Annotated in this window: 14 protein-coding genes and 1 pseudogene; 10 read left to right on the plus strand and 5 right to left on the minus strand. The window is 43.9% G+C overall.

Translation table 11 applies throughout. From position 1 onward, the window contains the following. Window positions 1-123 precede the first annotated feature (123 nt). Together FIV04_RS21830 and FIV04_RS21835 are read right to left on the minus strand one after the other, a co-directional pair. A pseudogene (locus FIV04_RS21830) lies at window positions 124-1,680 on the minus strand (DHA2 family efflux MFS transporter permease subunit). Between the two features lie 4 nt (window positions 1,681-1,684). Further along, complete coding sequence (locus FIV04_RS21835; RefSeq protein ID WP_152470527.1) at window positions 1,685-2,746, minus strand: HlyD family secretion protein; 1,062 nt, start codon at window positions 2,744-2,746, stop codon at window positions 1,685-1,687. Between the two features lie 121 nt (window positions 2,747-2,867). Between FIV04_RS21835 and FIV04_RS21840 the strand changes: the two genes are divergently transcribed. After that, window positions 2,868-3,782: a LysR family transcriptional regulator gene (locus FIV04_RS21840; RefSeq protein WP_152470693.1), complete on the plus strand. Its 915-nt coding sequence runs from the start codon at window positions 2,868-2,870 to the stop codon at window positions 3,780-3,782. Between the two features lie 44 nt (window positions 3,783-3,826). On the opposite strand, the gene FIV04_RS21845 is transcribed toward FIV04_RS21840, so the two are convergent. Then, window positions 3,827-5,848 carry a hypothetical protein gene (locus FIV04_RS21845; protein WP_152470528.1) on the minus strand — a complete coding sequence of 674 codons (2,022 nt, stop codon included), beginning with the start codon at window positions 5,846-5,848 and terminating at the stop codon, window positions 3,827-3,829. 185 nt (window positions 5,849-6,033) lie between these two features. Between FIV04_RS21845 and FIV04_RS21850 the strand changes: the two genes are divergently transcribed. From FIV04_RS21850 to FIV04_RS21865, 4 genes are read left to right on the plus strand one after another with little or no spacing between them, the layout of a single operon-like run. Beyond that, on the plus strand, window positions 6,034-7,059 hold the full coding sequence (locus tag FIV04_RS21850; RefSeq protein WP_253895555.1) for a cytochrome-c peroxidase: 1,026 nt from the start codon (window positions 6,034-6,036) through the stop codon (window positions 7,057-7,059). Continuing rightward, window positions 7,046-8,194, plus strand: a complete 1,149-nt coding sequence (locus FIV04_RS21855) for a cytochrome-c peroxidase (protein WP_152470530.1) — start codon at window positions 7,046-7,048, stop codon at window positions 8,192-8,194. Before FIV04_RS21850 ends, FIV04_RS21855 begins: the two co-directional genes overlap by 14 nt. Continuing rightward, window positions 8,191-8,775, plus strand: a complete 585-nt coding sequence (locus tag FIV04_RS21860; protein ID WP_152470531.1) for an arsenate reductase (azurin) small subunit — start codon at window positions 8,191-8,193, stop codon at window positions 8,773-8,775. Before FIV04_RS21855 ends, FIV04_RS21860 begins: the two co-directional genes overlap by 4 nt. Further along, window positions 8,776-11,481 (plus strand): molybdopterin-dependent oxidoreductase, encoded by a 2,706-nt coding sequence (locus FIV04_RS21865; protein WP_253895471.1) that lies wholly within the window; start codon window positions 8,776-8,778, stop codon window positions 11,479-11,481. A 70-nt stretch (window positions 11,482-11,551) separates the two neighbouring features. On the opposite strand, the gene FIV04_RS21870 is transcribed toward FIV04_RS21865, so the two are convergent. Beyond that, entirely contained in the window at window positions 11,552-11,995 is a 444-nt protein-coding gene (locus FIV04_RS21870; RefSeq protein ID WP_152470532.1) for a plastocyanin/azurin family copper-binding protein, read from the minus strand. A gap of 673 nt (window positions 11,996-12,668) precedes the next feature. Between FIV04_RS21870 and FIV04_RS21875 the strand changes: the two genes are divergently transcribed. Both FIV04_RS21875 and FIV04_RS21880 read left to right on the plus strand, forming a co-directional pair. Further along, window positions 12,669-14,132, plus strand: coding sequence for a lytic polysaccharide monooxygenase (locus tag FIV04_RS21875; RefSeq protein WP_152470695.1), 1,464 nt, complete (start codon window positions 12,669-12,671; stop codon window positions 14,130-14,132). A 339-nt stretch (window positions 14,133-14,471) separates the two neighbouring features. Further along, on the plus strand, window positions 14,472-15,203 hold the full coding sequence (locus tag FIV04_RS21880) for an SDR family oxidoreductase (protein ID WP_152470533.1): 732 nt from the start codon (window positions 14,472-14,474) through the stop codon (window positions 15,201-15,203). 159 nt (window positions 15,204-15,362) lie between these two features. On the opposite strand, the gene FIV04_RS21885 is transcribed toward FIV04_RS21880, so the two are convergent. Next, a complete protein-coding gene (locus FIV04_RS21885) occupies window positions 15,363-15,944 on the minus strand; it encodes a YceI family protein (RefSeq protein ID WP_152470534.1) in 582 nt (193 codons plus the stop codon). 273 nt (window positions 15,945-16,217) lie between these two features. Here FIV04_RS21885 and yfcC point away from each other — a divergent pair, with 273 nt between their 5' ends. From yfcC to FIV04_RS21900, 3 genes are all read left to right on the plus strand, one after another. Then, complete coding sequence (gene yfcC / locus FIV04_RS21890) at window positions 16,218-17,747, plus strand: putative basic amino acid antiporter YfcC (RefSeq protein ID WP_152470535.1); 1,530 nt, start codon at window positions 16,218-16,220, stop codon at window positions 17,745-17,747. Window positions 17,748-17,859: 112 nt separating this feature from the next. Then, on the plus strand, window positions 17,860-18,855 hold the full coding sequence (locus FIV04_RS21895) for a succinylglutamate desuccinylase/aspartoacylase family protein (RefSeq protein WP_152470536.1): 996 nt from the start codon (window positions 17,860-17,862) through the stop codon (window positions 18,853-18,855). A gap of 322 nt (window positions 18,856-19,177) precedes the next feature. After that, a complete protein-coding gene (locus FIV04_RS21900; protein WP_152470537.1) occupies window positions 19,178-20,338 on the plus strand; it encodes a carboxylesterase in 1,161 nt (386 codons plus the stop codon). Window positions 20,339-20,370: the final 32 nt, after the last annotated feature.

Below are 20,370 nucleotides of genomic sequence, written 5' to 3' on the forward strand. Positions count from 1 at the left end.
ATGCATAATGTCAAGTGAGGGGAAAAGTTGATTTATGGTTTTAAGACATTGGTAATCATCAATATTATACGAAATGATTCGCATTTTATCGGCGGTCGTTCATCCATGAACGAGCAAAGGTCACTAGTCCTTCATATTTAGTATTAGAAATGATGCAAAGGCGAGAAACGCAGTCATCATTAAGAATACGTCATTGTATGCCATGATAGCAGCGTCACGCTGCATTGTACCGAGTAGGCTGGCTTGTGCCTGTTGCATGGCTGTCGCTGCATCACTACCTGATTGGATGAAGAATGCTTGTTGCTGTTGTAATGTTTGCCAGCCCAGTTGGCTAACCGAAGGCAGAGACTCTTTTATGTGTGCTAAATGTTCACGAGTCTTATTGTCTAACAGCGTCGCGATGATTGCGATGCTAAACGCACCACCCAAATTTCGCATCACATTGGTAAGTGTAGAGGCGTCAGGCGTATCCATTTTACTGATGTTCTTCATGGCTACGAGTGATCAAGGCACCATAATGAACGGGCTACCAATGGCGCGTAGAACCATCGAAAGAATCAACTGTTGACCACCAAAATCGACGGTCATATGGGTATTCACGTAGCAACTTAAGCCAAACATCGCAAAACCAAATGTGACGAGGTACTTAGGTTTTATGATCTGGGTAAGCTTTGGCACCAACGGAAAAATCAGCAGTTGTGGAAAACCCATCCACATAAGCACTTCGCCAATTTCCATTGCGTTATATTGCTGTATCTGAGTGAGATACATCGGCAGCACATAGATAGAGCCAAGCAGTGCCATGCCTAAAATTAGATAGGCAATACAAGACATGGCGAACTGCGGATCTTTTAGTAAGCGCAAGTTGACTAGCGGCTTCTTATGTTGCAATTCGTTGATGACGAAATAGACCAAACTGACTGCAGATATGATGGCAAGCGTTACGATAAAGCTTGAGCTGAACCACTCTTCACGATTGCCTTCTTCTAGCACGACCTCTAAACAGCCAAGCCCGAGTGCCATTGTGGCAATACCAAACCAATCTGCTTTTTTCAGCGAACCTAAGTCGAGTTTCTCATCATCGAGCCCATAGCGAATCATGGTGATCACCAAAAGCGCTGGTGGAATGTTGATGTAGAAAATGTAGTGCCACGACAGGTTCTCAGTTAACCATCCACCAAAAGTAGGGCCAATCGATGGCGCGAACGTCGCAGTGACACCGAAGAGTGCCATACCGACAGCCCGTTTGTTGAGAGGCAGAAGTTGGATGACCAGTGAGAACGCAAGTGGGATCAACGCACCACCACTGAAACCCTGCATTGCGCGAAACACGATCATTGAGGTCATGTTCCAAGAGAACGAACAGAGTAATGATGAAAGTGTAAAAATCGCAGTCGTCCACGTAAGGTAACGACGTTTACCGAGTGCTTTAGATAGCCAACCACTAAGTGGGATCGCAATCATCTCTGCAACCAAGTAGGAGGTAGAGATCCATGAACTCTCATCTAGAGTTGCCGAGAGTGCACCTTGGATGTCTTTGAGCGATGAGTTGGTGATCTGAATGTCTAAGATCGCCATAAACGCACCGATTAGGCCGCCAAACAGAGCGATCCAATGACGTGTTGGCACTTCAGCATTTTCCTGCTCACGTGGTGTAGAGGAGGGGATAACTTCACTCATCGATTTAGCCTCGAGTATCGATTGTCGCTACAACAGACAATCCAGGTAGCAGGCGACCTTTAAGTTCCTTCTGATCGGGTATGGTGATCTTCACAGGAACGCGTTGAACAATCTTGGTGAAGTTACCTGTCGCATTCTCTGGTGGAAGCAGAGCAAACTTCGCGCCGGTCGCTGGTGAAAAGCTATCGACTTTGCCTTCTAGTGGTTGCCCTGGGAATGCATCAAGTTCAATTTCGACGCTCTGACCTTGGTGAATACCATTGAGTTGTGTCTCTTTGAAGTTGGCTTCAATCCATATATCTCCATTTGGCACTAAGCTCATCAAAGGAGTACCGGCTTGTACCAAAAGACCTTCGCGGACGCTTCGTTTACCAATTACACCTGACGCGGGAGCATATACTTTGGTGTAGTCGAGGTTAAGTTGAGCTTGATCGCGTTGGGCGATCGCTTCTGTTACCGAAGCTTTTGCTTGGTCAATTTCGCTGTCGATAACCGTCAACTGGTCATGGCTTGCTACAAGATTCGCCTTCGCTTCTTCAAGCGCTGCTAGGGCAACTTTTTGTTGGGCTAACATACTGTCTACCTCATCTTGAGAGGCATAGCTTCGTGTGAGCAAACTGCGAGAGCGCTGTGTCTGTTGTATTGCACGGTCATATTCTGCTTTGGCCGAGTCAACGCGACTTTCAGCTTGTAGAATTTGACTGTTTTGAAGTTCTTTTTGAGCCAATAGATTGGACACACTTGTTTCGACAACTGCGAGGTGAGCATTGGCTTGGGATAGTGCGGTTTGATAATCACGGTCGTCAATTTCAACCAATAGGTCGCCCTTGTTGACGACTTGGTTGTCATGTACATGCGAAGTGACGATGTAGCCCGATACTTTTGGGCTAATGTTAGTGATGTCGCCTTGTAGGTAGGCGTTATCTGTTGATTCAAAATATTGGCCATAGCCGTACCAGTAACTACCGCCACCAAGGCCCAGCGCTAACATGATCGCGGTTGCAATCAGTGGTGCCTTGTTACGTTTCTTGTTTTTTGTTTGAGCTGTTGGCGTTGAATCAGTCATTTTTCTTCGATCTCGTTTTTATAGATGTAACGAATTGTAAATGAAATCGATTGGTTGATAAGATAGGAAAAATAAGAAGCACTGTTGCATAAATCTTACCAATTAAAAGCAGAGGTTAATGATGGATCTCAACGCCGTGTCCGTTTTCGTACAAGTGGTTGAGTGTGGAAGTTTCACTCACGCAGCCGAAGTTTTGGATATGACAAAATCCACAGTAAGTCGTAAGTTGGCTGAGTTAGAGCAGCACTTAGGTGTGAGATTGATCACGCGATCTACTCGAAGTTTGGTTTTAACGCCAGAAGGTGAACGTTTCTACGCATCGAGTTTGCAGATGCTTGAAATCATGAATCAAGCAGAACTGGAAGTGACAGCTAATCAAGATTTGATACGGGGACCGCTTCGTGTTGTGTTCCCTGTGGAGTTGGGTCAGCAAGTATTGGCACCCTATATTCATCAATTCCTTCATGAGTATCCAAATGTGACGATGAATTTAGAGTTAACCAACCGTGAAGTCGATATCGTGGGTGAGGGGATCGATGTCTATGCGCAGATTGGCGAGCTTGTCGATTCAAGTTTGGTGTCGCGATACTTAGCAACATCGACGCGAGTCATTGTCGCCAGCCCCAAGTATCTAGATAAATTTGGGGATATTGAATCACATGAAGATCTGGTTCCTCCACACAAGATGGTTCAAGTGTCAAATAAAGCAGCAAGGGTACCAAAGCTGACTATCACTCCTCCCAACGGTGAGCAGGTTCCGATTGAGTTACCATTTCAGCTAAGAGTAAATACCGTGACCGCATGCCTGAGTGCCTGTATTGACGGTTTGGGGATCGCAGTCTTACCAGAGTTCATCTGTCGCGAGCACTTTGAATCAGGGAAATTGGTTCAATTACTTCCTGATTATAAGATGCCGGGAGTCAGTGTCAGCCTAGTTTATGCCGAGAGGCAATTGATGCCCAAGCGAAAGAAAGAGTTCATCGATTACTTATTGAAAGCTCTAGCGCAAAGAGATCAGAGGCAATCTATCTCTTAATAAAGAGCAACTCACAGTAAAGCGCAGCTCTAAAATGGGCAATATTATATTCGCTTGGTCCTTGCTTCTGTGTACGTAGCGAAGGCATTGAGTGCTTGAACGGGGTGATGTACAGAGCATGCCATTAGCGCTTGGTAGACGCGCTGAGGTCTCAATACTGTTTGGTCATTAATTAACAGCGGGCAAGAGACTATTGCATCCAGTATTAAACGATCAGATAGGTAGCCTAGGTGAGTTAACCTTCGGATTGCTTGCTCTTGGATCCCAATATAAGGGTGAGCGAAACAATCGTTCAATCTTTGTTCGTCATGTATAAACGAGACACAAGCTTGTTGCACTGCCAGGCGTTCGTGATTAATCAATGCAGTCCAGTTTCTATCTAACCATTCCTTACCTAACCAGTTTAGTAAAGGGTTGATTCGATGGAATGACTCGTCAGCGAGGCTCGCAGTTATAACGTTTTCCAACTGCGAGTTAGAGACCTCAGATAAAGGAATATTATTATCAACCAATGCCATCACAAGGGCCGATGCTGCCTGCGGCCTCATGGTCGATAGGTACTCTTCAGAACATAGCTGGATTAGGTGATTCGCATTGTTGCAGTTAGCGATAGCGTAGGTTTGATTGTCTACTGCTTCTAGCTTCGCTCTCTTTTTATTTTTTCTCTGCTTGTTCGAATCCGTTGAAGCGATTGATAACGCGGCGAGCGTTGATGTTGGGTTAGACACAGTTTTTGATTGCATTGGCTTGTGCGCGTCGTAAGTAGAAGTATCCGTTGGGGTGTCTAACGTGTAACCTTGTTGAAGCAATAGCTGTTCGAAATAACATTGGTATTGGGCAAGTTCTTGCTGTGATAAGTGCGTAACGAGCGCTTGTCTAACCGCGTTGTCAGTTTGTGTGCTCTCTAGTTGTTGACGAATGAATGCGAGACTTAATGGCTTATCAATAGACGTGAATATTACCTCAAGAGTTTCTATTTGTGACGATAGACCGAGTGAGTTAAACCTTGTATAGACTCTGTCTAATAGCGAATCAACAGGATCATTTAAGCTGACCGACAGTTTGATGATGGACGGCGTCAGACTGATATCGATAACGTCTTGCGACCACTGTTCGATGAACCACATCTTTGCTTCGGGTTTGAGCAGAGTGCTGAGTAAATCAAGCTCTGTGGTTGAAGTTATATGTGTCGTTGAAATATGTTTAAGTTCTATTGAGTATTGCCATTGAGCCAAGGTTTCAATAGAAATTCGACGGATTTGAACATCACTGTTTGAAAGCCCTGAGAGAAACTCTTGGAGATACTCACGTGCATTGGATTGCGACAATCTACGGTAGGCGATTTGGCGGCTTCTCATATCTTGGCTTTTCATTGCCTTATATAGTGCTGCACGATTGTGAGTGCCGTTTAGGTAGTTGCGATATTCCGTAACGGTAAGCTTTTCTGCAATCAACTCCAATTGTGTCGGGTTTCCAATAGATAAAACCGTAAGTAGTGTGCGTTTCAGCTCAGGATCAAGGTCGTCAAACAACACCTCACTGAGTAAGCTGCACTGCTCACGGCTTAGAGCGTGTGCACATTTCACTAATGATTGGGCTGCCTTTAAGCGGATATCGTCACCGTCGTTCCATTCTCCATCCCAGTAGTCCATTTCCTCAATAACAAGCTCACAAAGAAAAGGGATGGCATCACACAGCGCTCTATTGTTGGTAATCGCATCCAATACACTCAACTTAATGTCGATATCGTCTGAATGATGGTAGCTGCCGATCAAAGTGCTCAAGTCTGTGTCTGGGTAATGTTTTAAGCTTTCCAAGCAAGTAAGTGTGAGTTCTAAATTATTTTGCAGAAGTTGGCTGGAAAGCACTTCGATAGTGGATTGAATGATAGAAGAGCGGTTTGTTTCTTGAGAAGTGTAAACGCAGTTGGTACTTGTGATCTCACTTGTATCATCGTCGATAGCGCTACCAACATAAGCCAATGCTCGTGCTGCGGTTAGTTTTTGTTCATCAGTTCCGTGGTCTAGAGCATTTAGAGCGAATTGGATAAATGAGTTCAAGGCCATGGTCTGAGACACCGTTCAATTAACAAGTTTGAATAATAACTTCTATCATTTCCGAATGCATGATCCTAATCATATCTTTAATGTTTCAAGGGTTAATAATAGAAACTAAGTATAGTGGCACATAAAAAGGAGCGTAGATGACTGGTTTACCTCAATCTATTGCAGGACTTAGTCTTCTTTTTTCCATGGGTTTACAAGCAGGATTGCCGCCCATTCAATATGACCAAGCAAAAGCCGAGTTGGGCAAAAGACTGTTCTTCGATACTCGGCTGTCGGGCGACGACTCTATCTCTTGTTCTAGTTGTCATATTCCTGAAAATGGGTTTTCTTACCCAGAGCCACTGAGTCCAGCTTACACCGGCAGCGAAGGGTTTCGTAATAGCCCAACACTCATCAATACTGTGTACAAAACCGTGTGGTTTCACGATGGGCGCATTGGGACGAATTTAAACGACGTAGTTCGTGAGAATATCACTGAAGATTGGTTAATGAATATGGATATGCGCTTGATGCAAGAGCGTTTAAAGCAAGATCCTATCTATGTTGAGATGTTCGAAAAAGCGGGGTTAGGTGAGCCTTCAAATGGGGGGGTACGCAAAGCGATCCCTGAATATCTAAAGAGTTTAACTTCGCAAAATGCGCCTTACGATCTCGACACACTTTCTGAACAGGCGAAATTAGGGAAAGCGCTTTTTGACGGAAAGGCGGGCTGCAATCGTTGCCACACTGGGGAGTTGTTCAGTGATGGCTTGCCGCACAATACTGGTGTACCCGAAAACTTTGATATCTTTTTAGATCCAATGCGTCACCAATCGTTTTTGGCCTTCAATATGTTTATGGGCGTCCAAGATTACTTGACGTTGAAACGTGATGTGGGCGCTCATGTTCAAACCCACAAAGCAGATGGCAGTGATAGGGGAAAATTTATTACGCCAACACTTCGTGAGCTGAATCATACGGCACCTTATATGCACAACGGCATGCTAGCAACATTAGAAGAAGTGATTGATTTCTATGATCAAGGTGGCGGTCAAGATTCAAACAAAGACAAAAAACTTAAACCATTGAATTTAACTGATGCCGACAAAAGCAATTTGCTTGAATTTTTAAAGTCACTATCGGGCGACCCACTCACCGGAGAGAAGTACGAATGGCTTGAGTATGACTTTGGGTATGAATACACAGAGGGGTGGGCTGATGCTAAAAACTAACACTCTGATATACTCAACGATTCTGGCTCTTTTGCCCATTAGTGTCGCGAGCGCAGCCAAATTAGAAGCTTTGGGTGAGGTGCCGATTCCTCCGGATAATAAGCAAACGCCAGAAAAAATCGAACTCGGAAAGATACTCTTCTTTGACGGGCGCCTTAGTGGTGACACAACAAGTCCTTGCTCTGGTTGTCACTTAGAGTCACAAGGCTGGGCATTCCCTGATGACTTATCTATGGGGTATCCGGGCACAGTTCATTGGCGAAACAGTCAAACTATTATCAATGCAGCGTACTACGATAAGTTGTTTTGGGCAGGCAGTGCTATGTCTCTCGAGGCGCAAGCCAAAGATGCAGCAAAAGGTGCGGTGGCAGGGAATGGCGAAGACGACATTATGGAAGCTCGCCTTGCATTGGTGCCTGAATACGTTGAGCGCTTTAAGGAGGTATTTGGCGACGACACCCCCAAAATCAATAACGCCTGGCGTGCGATTGCAGCATTTGAACGCACAATGATCCAGCGTGATACACCGATAGATCGCTATCTGCTTGGCGACAAGAGTGCACTTACCGAATCTCAATTGCGAGGTAAATCACTGTTTGAAGGAAAAGCAGGGTGTATAGCTTGCCATAACGGTCAGTTAGCGGCGGACCAACGGTTCTATAACATAGGTGTTCCACCGAGCCCTTGGTGGGAAGATGATGGGCTAGCACAAATTACTTTCCGTTTTGAGCTCTACTCAAAAGGTGTCACGGAAGAGATGTACCGCCATACCAAAGCAGACCCTGGCGCTTATTTTCGCGCCAAGCGCAAACAGATGTTAGGGAAATTCAGAACACCGAGTTTGCGTTATACCAAATATACAGCCCCTTACATGCACAATGGCACACTACCAACGTTGGAGTCTGTGATTGAATTTTACAATCGCGGGGGTGTCACCGAAGACGGCAGAACCACCTGGTTTCCTGAGACAAAATCTCCGTTAATACGTCCACTCGGTTTAACTGAAGATGAAAAACTTGACCTGCTTCGATTCGTCGAAGCGTTTTCTGGAGAAGAAATAGAGATAGATGAACCCATGATTCCTGAATACCAGCCACTGTTTACTAAAGAACAATTGATGGGGGCGAAGAAATGAGTACCACAAAACGTTCTGCGTCATCGAAAGGGCATAGCCGCTGTATGATGTCCCGCCGCGATTTTCTTTTGTATTCAGGCGCAGCGACTGCCGTCTCTATTATTCCGCTTACTCTGTTTGCAGGCACCAGTTCCGAAATAGAAGTTGATGCCCGAGTTGTCGGTTATCAAAGGAAGAAGATTGCTCAGCTAAGCAATCTTAAGAACCATGAACCTGTCTATTTTCAATATCCAGACGACGGACCTAACTCGGTAGCCATGTTAGTAAAAGCAGATATTGAGTGTGGAGGTGGTATAGGTACGACCAAAGATGTCATTGCATTTTCAATGACTTGTACTCATCAAGGTGGTCCTTTGACCGGCGCTTATAAAGCGCAAGGAGAGCACAGGATTGTTGGGCAGTGCCCATTTCACTTATCAACATTTGATCTGCGCCGACATGGGATAATGGTATCTGGTCAAGCATTTGAGAGCTTACCACAAGTGTTACTTGAGCTAGATGGCGATGATATCTATGCCGTTGGTGTCATGGGACTGATCTTTGGTCGAGTTGAGAACTTAATTGATGTGGAGGTGAGTTAAATGACAGTACAACAGATGAATACTTACCAAAGTCCAACAGAAACCATAATCCCTCCTGTTAGCGCAGAAGTGATTACAACAGCCTGTGACTACTGCATTGTTGCTTGTGGGTACAAGGTATATCGTTGGCCGGTTGACGTTGCTCCCGGCGGTGTTCGTGCAGGTGAGAATGCATTTGGTGTCGATTTCCCTGTGCATGCATTACAGGCTTGGGTGGCTCCACAGCAACACAATATTATTACTCATAAAGGCAAACCTCATCACGTTGTCGTTATCGCTGATAAAGACATGAATGTTGTAAACAAAGGCGGTGACTCTTCGGTAAGAGGGGGCCTGTTGGCTCAAAAACTCTATAACCCTAACACGCCAACCAGAGATCGACTGCAAAAGCCTCTTGTCCGCATAAATGGAACACTACAGCCTGTAGAGTGGGATTTTGCCCTTGATATTGCTGCTCAGGTTGGGCGTCATGTTATTGATACCCATGGATCAAACAGTTATTGCGTAAAAACCTATTCCTATCAATATATTGAAAACACTTATGCCATTACTAAATATGCATTAAGGCATATCAATACGGCTAACTTCTCGTTTCATGATACACCGTCGGATGTGACAGCGACGCCGGGTTTCCGTGATGCTGGTTTCGACAATTTCGCCCCCAGTTATGATGACTGGGGAAGTGCAGATACCTTAATGATCTGTGGTACTGATCCTTACGAAACTAAGACGATCATTTTTACTCAGTTCATTATGCCGGCTGTTCAACGTGGTATGAAAACCGTCATTCTTAACCCAAGAGAAACTGCTGGTATCGCTTGGTTGAAAGCCAATGGTGGGCTTCATTTAGATATCAATCCCGGCTCAGATAACTTGGTGGTAGGCGCTATCGCACGAGTGGTTCTTGAAAATGGTTGGCAAGACGACGAGTGGATAAAACAGTGGGTCAATAACAAATGGGAGTCTAACTCTGGGTTTGGGCAAGGTACACGAAATACGCCGTGGCAATGGCGTACAACTTGGGGCAAGTTTCAAACTGACGGTTTTGATGATTACAAACAGTGGAACCTAGAACAACCCGAATATGCTCCTGAGTATGCAGCAAGGGTTGCTGGAATTGATGTCAAAAAAATACATCAAGCAGCGGAAATGTTAGCCAAACCTGTATCAGGAGAACGTGTTAAAACATCGATAGGGATTGAGAAGGGTTTCTATTGGTCGAACAATACCGGAAATACTAACGCTATCGCGTCGCTCGCTACCATTATTGGTACAGGTGGACGCCAAGGTAGAGTGATTGGTCGTTTTGGTGGTCACCAACGAGGTGGTGTGTCTGGAGGCAAGTTGCCTAGGAATAAGTCTCCGGAAAAAGTCGAGGGGCGTCGTCGTCGCTCTATTGATACGGACCGCTACTTGTATTCAGGACACACTCGAATGGCTCACGTGATTGGTACTACGTGGATACAGTCAATGTGTGGCAGTTATGGGCTGAAAGAAAAATTCACTGAATTGACAGCGCGCAACCCACATCAAGTTACCCAGAGAAATAAACAACATATTATCGAGACGCTCAAGAGGCGTGCTGACTCAGGTGGCATGGTGGTGATCAATCAAGACATCTACCTAAGAGAGCCGATTGGTAAAGACTTTGCTGATATTATTTTTCCTGCAGCAACGTGGGGAGAAGAGGATTTCATGCGTGCGAATGGTGAGCGACGTTTACGTCTTTATCAAAAAATTACTGATGCGCCGGGTGATTCAAAACCCGACTGGTGGATTGTTGGTCAGATGGCATCACGAATGGGTTACGATGGATTCGACTGGCAAACGTCGAATGAAGTTGCTGAAGAGTCGTCTCGATTTAGCCGTGGGAGTCGTAAAGATTTCAATATGATAAAAGTTGCCGCACATGCTGAAGGCAAAACGTTACACCAGAAGTTGGCTGAGTTCGGAACTGAAGGGATCCAAGGTCCGGTCTTTTACAACTATGACACCAAACAGCTTATTGGTACTAAGCGACTGCACGACACCGAGATGAGTTGGTCTGAGTTCGAAAAGAAAGGTTTAAAAGATGGGCCACAAGGCGCCAACTTGATGCGTAAAACACTTACCCGATTCAACACGCAAACGGGGAAGGTGAACCTTCAAAAACACCCTTGGGATCTTTTTAGTGACTTTTATGAATGGATTACGCCAAAGAGTGACGAGTTGTGGTTCTCCAATGGGCGTATCAATGAAATCTGGCAATCAGGTTTTGATGATGTTGAGCGGAGGCCTTATATCTCTATACGTTGGCCAGTAAATTGGATCGAGATTCATCCTAATGATGCACATAAGCGTGGCATCGAAGCCGGTGATGAAGTGTTAGTTTACTCAGAACGTGTAGCGAACTTTAAGGACACTATCTTGAGTGTACAGGAGGGCGACTTTCAGTTTAGTAAGCTGATGGACAAGGGACATATTCAATTGGATTACGCAGAGATCAAAGCGGTGGCGATCGTGACGTCAGCAACTAAAGAAGGGGTCCTATATTGCAATATGTTGGATATGAAGAACCCTGCAAACTCTTTAACGACAAGAGTCGTGGATCAGATAAGTGGTAACTATAACTACAAGATGGGTGTTGCTAAGATTAAAAAAATTGGTGAGTCTCAATACAAACATCAGTTCGAAGGCTTTTCATTTGCCCCACGCAACATAGTGTAAGCTTGGATTACTATGCTAGCGTTATAGCCAATTGAAATATAAAAAAACAGCGCCATTAGGCGCTGTTTTTTTATTGGGCCTTATCAAGCAAGAGCTGCATCTTCTTTTGAGCTCTGCGACTGACGCGTTTCTTCGCGGCCGCTCGAGCTTCTTCTAGATTGACACTTGGATCGCCTACCACGACTAAGGCAACCATCCCGTGACGGTGGTGAACTTTACATTTAATACCGTAGACACCTGGCTTATCGAAAGTAATCTCTTGGGCATCTGAGCCTGAGATCATGACAGGTTTTGCCCCTTTGGGAAGCATGCCTTGGATACTGTGGGCTGTATGGGAACCTACGGTACCTTTGAACAACACTTTGTCACCAGGCTCTATCTCTACGTAGTCGGGAATGAATTGGTACATTTTATCGATGTTCTCTGAGTCCATGTCCATAACCTGTTTGATGATCTTGGTTTCAGCAAAGCTAGGAGCGGCAATTATTGAGAGGATAAGTAGCAGTATTCGCATGAGGAGACCCGACTATTTTATAAACGTTGATTGCATGCTAAAGCATTCAGTTTTTTGTTTAAAGTTATTGAATCGATTAGTTTTGTGAATTTCACGTTCTCTTGAGCTTGGTCAAATGTGTGCATAAATCAGGCTGGTCGATAGCTATCACTAAGATTTAGCCACTTTAAATCCCTACTTTTGAAAATAATATTCGTAATTCTTATGGATATTATTATTGAAAAACAGAGTTATTGTTGGTTTTTAAATCTCATAATTAGTGATGGTTTTGAGTTTATGTATAAAAATTAATTATATTAGTTATCCTTTAATTATTGGTTTGAAATATAATTTTGGGTGATTGTCACATATTGGAATAGGTCAAGCATTACAGATAAATACTCATCAGACGTGTAAAATAAGATGGTTTTTCAGTCTTTCTTTTAAGGTTAAGTTCTTATTTATCAACTATTTGCTTGTTTTTAACCAGTTTTGTAAAATTTACATCAATATGTAAATTTGTGATGTTTATTCATATAGAAATAATTTTCACTGTGATTGATCTCTTGAATGAATAATATTTTATAAGGTTTTCATAGAAAACTAATTGCGTGCTTTAAGTAGTGGTGTTTATTTCGCACGTAAATCTAAAATAATAAATGTAGAGAGTTTAAAAGTGACTGCAAATAAAAATATGTTAAAGCTAGCAGTAAGCATGGCCCTGTTTTCAGGTATGTCTACAACTGCTCACGCGCACGGTTGGTCAGAGTTTCCAAGCGCTCGTCAAAACATCTGTTACGAACAAGGTGGTATCTGGTCAGGTAGCCCACCTAATGCAGCTTGTGCGAACGCTAAAGATATCTCTGGTACTTACCCTTTTGTTCAGCGCAATGAATACGCAAAAAATATCACTGACTTCAACAACATGAATGCTGTTCGTGCTGCCATTCCTGACGGCACATTGTGTTACGCAAATGACCCACAGAAACAAGGTATGGGAGCGCCTCACACTGGTTGGACTCGTACTGAAGTAAATGCTGGCACATTTGAGTTTGTATTTAACGCGACGGCACCACACAACCCATCTTTTTGGGAGTTTTACCTAACTAAGCCTAACGCTGATTTAAGTAAAGCATTAGCTTGGAGTGATTTAGACCTAATTCAAACCGAAGGCAATGTCCCGGTAAATGGCGGCAAGTATCGTATGGATGTCACTATTCCATCTGACCGTTCCGGTGATGCTATTTTATTCGTACGTTGGCAGCGTGATGATGCGGCAGGCGAAGGTTTCTACAACTGTTCGGATATCACGATTGTTAATGGTGAAACGCCTCCGCCAGAGCCGGGTCCACAACCTGATCTCGTTCGCGGTGATCTTTACATTCCAACAGACTTCGCAACACCTGCTATTGGCGATACTGTCCAGTACGACATTATCAATAAAAATGGTGACGTAGCGCGTAGCTTCGATATTAAGATCGATGCATCAAACGTTAATGATTGGGAACGACTACTAGCATCTGAAATTAATGGTTGGCATGAAGAGTTTAAAGATGGTGCAGTCTTCATCGGTGATTGGCATGCGGAAATGGAACACTACATGTATTTCCAAAACGATCCGTCACGAAACTTTTTTAACTCAAGAGATAGCCGCGCTTCAGGTGAACTTACGCTAATTAAAGATGGTGATGGTAACGTTGAGCCATTAGCGGGCGACATCTATGAACTTGTTAAGAGTGATAAAGTGGTTAACGCAGGTGATAAAGTTGTAATTGCAACGGAAGAACCAGCAAACTTTACTCAAACCTCAGGCACATCGGTATCGATTGAGAATAACGGAACGGCTTCTGTGCTGATTGATACTACATCTGTTTCACAAAACGAAACACTGACTTTCTCTGCAAACGCAATTAACAGTGAGCGTGTAGAGACCTTTAGCTTTGAAGTGATTGCTGATGATGAAGTAACACCGCCACCAACGCCGACTCCAGAACCAGATGATGGCGATGCTTGGAGCGCGACCAAAACTTATCTTGGCGGTGAGATTGTGACTTATGCAGACCAAAACTGGAAAGCACAATGGTGGATTCAAGGTGGTGATAACCCGCAAGCGACTTACGCAAAAGATAAATGGGGTGTATGGCGCCCAGCTAACTAATCGCGTTAACTATTAACGAATATTAGCCAATGAACGAAGCAGAGCCACAAATAGTGGCTCTGCTTTTTTGATCTAACCAGTAGCTTTGTGTAGCACGCCTTGTTCACCACATTTCTTTTGCATATCATCAACTTCCAGATAAAAGCAAAAATAAAGGTGGATGTAGGTATGAAGTTTCTTTGGTTAAAAATCTTGATTACTGTTTTAGTGTTCGCGGGTTTGTTTGGCCTAGTGTATTACAAAGTAATGAGTGGAATCTCATAGAATCCAATAAGCATTGGACTCACGTCCTCAATGCAATGTGCTGTCACTATTGGGATATAAAGATAAGGAAAAACGATGCAGAAAGTAGTAATTGTCACTGGTGGTGGGCGTGGTATTGGCGCAGCAACAGCCCTTTTGCTAGCAAGTAGAGGCTACCGTGTTTGTGTTAACTATCGTAAAGACCACAGTGCGGCAAATTCGGTGGTTGCAGACATTGCCGCGAAAGGTGGCAGTGCGATGGCTTTTCAAGCGGATGCCTCTATCGAATCCGAAGTGGAAGCGATGTTTTCTGCAGTAAACCAAGAGTTAGGGCAGGTAACGCATTTGGTGAACAATGCAGGTGTTCTTTTCACTCAATCTCGCTTAGCGGACATTGATTATGAGCGTTTTAACAAAGTCATGGCTGCGAATATTGGAAGCTGTTTTCTGTGTTGTAAGGCATTCATCAATCAAATTGATGGTCCGGGAGCAATCGTCAATGTCTCATCTGCTGCCTCTCGAATTGGGGCACCTTTTGAGTATATAGATTATGCCGCTTCCAAAGGTGCAATGGACTCGTTAACTAAAGGTCTATCGTTGGAGTTAGCTGAGCAAGGTATTCGAGTTAATGGAGTTAGACCAGGTTTCATTCACACAGAAATGCACGCTGATGGTGGAGAGCCTAACCGTGTTGAGCGCTTAGCGCCTAACATCCCACTAAAGCGAGGTGGAACACCGTTAGAGGTTGCGGAATCTATAGCATGGTTGCTATCTGACGAAGCCTCATATGTTACGGGTACTTTTATTGATATTGCTGGTGGACGTTAATGACTGTGCTAAGTTGGAAATGATGAGTCGCAGTTGAAAGGCTCATCTAACATCTAGACTGAAATCTCGGTGCGTTTAGCTCTAAAAAACAGTGACCGTTATAGCGAGCCTCTAAGAACGGCTTGGAGTATGTGATTACCCAAGCCTTGAAGTTTAGAGTTAGCGTTTCTCTAACACTAGTGAAAAATTCACAGGTACGCTGGGTGACAGTGCGATGTCACCCACGGTATTTGACACACTGCTCAAGCTTTCTTCAGGTATACCGAAATCGAAGCCTGAAATAACGGTTGGCTTGGCGGTAGACACCATTAAATGGCTTCCCGATTTGACGATGTTTACAGTAAAAATGAGCTCTTTTGACTGGCCGTAGAGTTCAACTGTCGCTGGAAGCATCTTCTGCATCGCGAGGTCTTCATTACCCATCAGTTGTTCAGGCACCGATGCCGTCACCTTGACCGATGGGAACTTCTCTTCATCAAAGAACATCGCTCTTAATCTTTCGTTTCGTATAGATACGCCAGTATCTAGCATGTTAAGTGGGATTGTGAGCTCCAAGACTCCTTTATCGTCGATTTTACCTCTTATGCCTGATATGACAGCGGGTTCAACGACATACTGCTTCTTTATCGAAGCAAAGTTAACTGTAGAGAGCTGTTCGTTTACCTGGAAATGTCCTGATGCCAGTAACGGAAAACTGATGGTCATTAATCCTAGCGAGAGCAAGGTGATCATTTTATTCATGTTTGCTTCCTATTAATGAGATTATGCATGTACATAAATAGTATTGTTCAAAAAACAATCTTTGCATTTGATAGGGAAATTAAAATGGTGTGATTGATTTGTTGTCGATATGGTTATTCGGTTGTTAATGCTTGAAATTTACTCAATAATAGTAATTATTTTTTATTTATGATCAAAATATAGATTATTAATTCACTAAATATGAAAATTTAGGTTGAAGTAACTTATGCTTTTATTGATAATTCATGCATCTTTTTTGAATAATAATTTTTTATGTCTCAAGCATCTTCTATCTCTTCTCTAGAGAAAACTAAATCATGGCAACTGCCAGATACACTGATCCTGATTTTCCTGATCGGTATTTTTGCCGCAGCAGCGACTTATTTCATTCCTGCTGGTACTTTTGAAAGCCAAGACGTCTCTTTCATTGTTGATGGTGCAGAAAAAACGCGCACCGTTATCGACCCTGCTTCTTTTAGCTACGCAACAGATGAAAACGGTGAGCTTATCTACAACACGGTTGGCTTCTTCGCGTCTGGTGGTGGTATTGGTCTAATGAACTTCCCATTTGAAGGTCTGGTATCAGGCTCGAAGTGGGGTAGCGCAATTGGCGTAATCATGTTCATGTTGATCATTGGTGGCTCGTTTGGCGTTGTTATTCGCACAGGCACCATTGATAACGGTATTCTTCACCTTATCAATAGAACTAAAGGCAGCGAAGCACTGTTTATCCCAGTGCTGTTTCTACTGTTTTCTTTAGGTGGTGCAGTCTTCGGTATGGGTGAAGAAGCGGTAGCATTTGCGATTATCATTGCCCCGCTAATGGTACGACTTGGTTACGACAGTATTACTACCGTGATGGTAACTTACGTTGCGACTCAAATCGGATTTGCAACGTCTTGGATGAATCCATTCTCAGTAGCTATCGCGCAAGGTATCGCTGGCATTCCTGTACTATCTGGCATGACCTTCCGTATGGTGATGTGGGCGTGCTTTACGGTTGTCGGTATTGGTTTCACCATGTTGTATGCATCACGAATTAAAGCGAACCCAGAATCATCATTTACCTTTGCAACTGACAAGCATTTCCGCAAGCAAGAGCAAGATGATCAACCTGTTGCGAAATGGTCTTTTGCTGATACGCTGGTCATGCTGACTGTTGCGGGCACTACTGGTTGGGTTATTTACGGTGTAGTAGTTCATGCTTGGTACATCCCCGAGATTGCTTCTCAGTTCTTCACTATGGGCTTTATCGTGGCAATCATCGGTGCTATTTTCCGTTTGAACGGCATGTCTCTTAATGACGCAGCAGATGCGTTTAAAGAGGGGGCAGGAATGATGCTAGCGCCTGCGCTACTGGTAGGTTGTGCGAAAGGTGTTCTTCTAATTTTAGGCGGTGGTTCTGGTAGCGAAGCGAGCGTACTAAACTCGATTCTAAATAGCGCAGGTTCTTTTATTAGTGGTCTTCCAGACGTGATGGCAGCTTGGCTGATGTTTGTCTTCCAATCTGGATTTAACTTCTTCGTGACGTCAGGTTCTGGTCAAGCAGCACTAACCATGCCTCTGCTTTCTCCGTTGGCGGATATCGCAGGTGTAACTCGTCAAGTTGCAGTTCTGGCGTTCCAACTGGGTGATGGCTTTACTAACATCATCGTACCGACGTCTGCCTCTCTAATGGCAACTCTGGGTGTATGTCGCATCGATTGGGGGGTATGGGTTAAGTTCTGTGGTCGCTTTATTGGTCTGCTGTTCGTACTAGCAAGCGTAGTCGTTATTGCAGCACACCTGATGGGCTTTGCTTAATCTCTAAAAAGTAATTCACGATCCCGAATTAATTGACCGACTTATATTACACTACGACCAAAGGCGAGCTGAGACTCGCCTTTGTTGTTTATTAAATCTATTGGAAATTGATATGTCAGAAATGGCGACACATAATCAAACGCAAGTTTTTGAATACCTTCACTCACTGAATGTGGATGATCTCCCGTCGGGTGATCATATGTTAAGCTTTGCTGTAGCGACCAATGCTATCGGGCAATGGCAACAGTTGCCTGTTCGAGTTTTTAAGGGCCGCAGCGAGGGCAAAAAAGTCGTGATTACTGCTGGTGTTCATGGTGATGAGCAGAACGGCATCATGACAGCAATGAAAGTTGCACAAAGACTCGTTGAGCAGGATATCGCGGGTTGCGTCACTATTGTTCCAACGATTAACGTGAGCGGTATTTTAAATCACAGTCGCAATTTCTTCCCTGTTGATCCTGATGCATCGCCGTCAAACCTCAATCGTTTCTTCCCTGGTAATGTTGAAGGGAATGAAGTTGAACGCTATCTAGGAACGTTATGGAACAACCTATTATTGCCAAACGCTGATATTGCGATCGACCTGCACACACAAACCTCAGGGACGTGCTATCCACTCTATATTTTCGCAGATTACAGAATTGAAAAAGCAAAACATATGGCGGCTCTTATGAACGCTGATGTGGTCTTGAACGATCCGGGTGAGAAAGGGGTGTTGGAAACGGCTTGGAACACACACGGTGTGCCTAGTATTACGGTGGAAGTAGGCTCTGGTCGTTATTTTGAACGTGAACTGGTGGAACGTGCAACTCAAGGGGTTATGAACATCCTAACAGCGGAAGGCGTCATTGAAGGTGAAGTTTCTAAACTGAACAACCCACTAGAAGGCGATAAGATCATAAGTATTAAAGCAAAGCAGGGCGGTTTTGTAGAGCCACAGGTTTCGTTGATGCAGAAAGTGGAAAAGGACGACTTGCTTGCAATCCAATACGATTCTCTTGGCAAGGAGCTACTGAGATACACAGCGCCTGAATCTGGCACTGTCATTAGCCACAACCTTGAAACCCTTCGTGCTCCAGGTTCTTTGATTGTACGTTTAATCAAATAACTCAAAATGAATTAACTGGGCAAAGAACCTCTTTGCCCACTCTCGCTTCTATGCCTCTCACCGGTTAGAAACTGCATATATCTAATCTTCCTTAGTGATTGACTTATACATTTCCCAGATCTCCAGATTATATATAATCTTTGAAATAACGATCTAATATTCAATGGTTTAGTGTGTATTTTTTATTAATGAAGTAACGCTATTTTTTTAGATTTGTATAAGTAGTGAGCGCAAGAGTTCCTTAAAATAGTGATATCCATGAGTTGGCTAGCAAAACGTATCACTGCTTAGTCAATAGAATTCTAAGATGTTGAGGAGCCCCATGAAGATCATCAAGCCACTATTCGCCATCTCTCTAGCCGCGTTAGTTTTAATGGGGTGCTCCAGCGTCAATGAAACCCATCAGCCTCTTCATACATCTAGCGAGTATTACGATTATATTCAGCCCTCGTTTGAACAATATGTGGATACGACGAGCGAGTGGTTGTCAGAAAATCGCGCTTTCATTGCTGAAGACCATAGCAAAGAGCTGTCAATGAATGTCCCATACAGCAAAGGTGACCCGACTTCCGAAAAGGCGATTCTTTTGGTTCACGGCCTTGGCGATTCACCATTCAGTTTTAGTGATATATCGACATCTTTGGTAGAACAGGGCTTTTATGTACAAGTTGTATTATTACCGGGTCACGGAAGCAACCCTGAGCACATGAAGTTGGTTCATTACCAAGACTGGCAAACTCTAGTTGACCATTATGCGAACCTGCTTAAACAAGAACATGATCAGGTTTGGCTTGGCGGCTTCTCGACAGGAGGAAACCTTGTCTCTATTCATGCGCTGGATAATGACGGAGTAGATGGGCTGATGCTGTTCTCTCCTGGGTTCCAAACGGTCACGCCATTTCTAGAAAAATTAACTCCCTTTGTCGCTCTGTTTACTGATGGCTGGAACGCAGTGGAGAATAATTTTGCGAGATACAGCTCTGCGCCGATTAATAGTGCTTTAGCTTATTCTGAGAGTGCACAAGTGTTCCGTGACAAAATTGAAGGCAGAGAGTTAGATATCCCAACTTTGTTAGTAACTGCAGAAGCGGATAGTGTGATTGATTCGCAAGCACTGTACGATTACTTCGAGAACCACTTTACCCATCCCAATAGCAAGTTGGTGTGGTATGGGGAACAAAAGCAATCTGACGAGTTAGGTAAGACTCAAGTCTACTCAATGCATCGTGATGATCTTAGAATCAGCACAGCATCGCACATGAGCCCACTGTTCGCCCCAGAAAACAGTTACTACGGTGAGAAGGGCGAAAAGATTATTTGTGAGAATAGTTTTAGCAAATCAGATACCGAAGCATGTGAGAATGGTGAGCCGACATGGTTCTCTGCTTGGGGTTATACTGAAAAAGGGCGCATCCATGCTCGCTTAACATGGAACCCATATTACGCAGAATTAGAGTCTACAATGAGAGCCGTTGTTCAGTAACGCTTGCAACGATTAAGTAAAGCGGCTGGAGA

It is taken from the genome of Vibrio sp. THAF190c, assembly GCF_009363355.1.
Taxonomy (GTDB): domain Bacteria; phylum Pseudomonadota; class Gammaproteobacteria; order Enterobacterales; family Vibrionaceae; genus Vibrio; species Vibrio fortis_A.

Excerpts from the sequence above, each read along its gene's own strand:
- FIV04_RS21835 (WP_152470527.1), bottom strand. The coding sequence starts at position 2,746 with ATGACTGATTCAACGCCAACAGCTCAAACAAAAAACAAGAAACGTAAC.
- FIV04_RS21840 (WP_152470693.1), top strand. The coding sequence starts at position 2,868 with ATGGATCTCAACGCCGTGTCCGTTTTCGTACAAGTGGTTGAGTGTGGA.
- FIV04_RS21845 (WP_152470528.1), bottom strand. The coding sequence starts at position 5,848 with ATGGCCTTGAACTCATTTATCCAATTCGCTCTAAATGCTCTAGACCAC.
- FIV04_RS21850 (WP_253895555.1), top strand. The coding sequence starts at position 6,034 with ATGGGTTTACAAGCAGGATTGCCGCCCATTCAATATGACCAAGCAAAA.
- FIV04_RS21855 (WP_152470530.1), top strand. The coding sequence starts at position 7,046 with ATGCTAAAAACTAACACTCTGATATACTCAACGATTCTGGCTCTTTTG.
- FIV04_RS21860 (WP_152470531.1), top strand. The coding sequence starts at position 8,191 with ATGAGTACCACAAAACGTTCTGCGTCATCGAAAGGGCATAGCCGCTGT.
- FIV04_RS21865 (WP_253895471.1), top strand. The coding sequence starts at position 8,776 with ATGACAGTACAACAGATGAATACTTACCAAAGTCCAACAGAAACCATA.
- FIV04_RS21870 (WP_152470532.1), bottom strand. The coding sequence starts at position 11,995 with ATGCGAATACTGCTACTTATCCTCTCAATAATTGCCGCTCCTAGCTTT.
- FIV04_RS21875 (WP_152470695.1), top strand. The coding sequence starts at position 12,669 with ATGTTAAAGCTAGCAGTAAGCATGGCCCTGTTTTCAGGTATGTCTACA.
- FIV04_RS21880 (WP_152470533.1), top strand. The coding sequence starts at position 14,472 with ATGCAGAAAGTAGTAATTGTCACTGGTGGTGGGCGTGGTATTGGCGCA.
- FIV04_RS21885 (WP_152470534.1), bottom strand. The coding sequence starts at position 15,944 with ATGAATAAAATGATCACCTTGCTCTCGCTAGGATTAATGACCATCAGT.
- yfcC (WP_152470535.1), top strand. The coding sequence starts at position 16,218 with ATGTCTCAAGCATCTTCTATCTCTTCTCTAGAGAAAACTAAATCATGG.
- FIV04_RS21895 (WP_152470536.1), top strand. The coding sequence starts at position 17,860 with ATGTCAGAAATGGCGACACATAATCAAACGCAAGTTTTTGAATACCTT.
- FIV04_RS21900 (WP_152470537.1), top strand. The coding sequence starts at position 19,178 with ATGAAGATCATCAAGCCACTATTCGCCATCTCTCTAGCCGCGTTAGTT.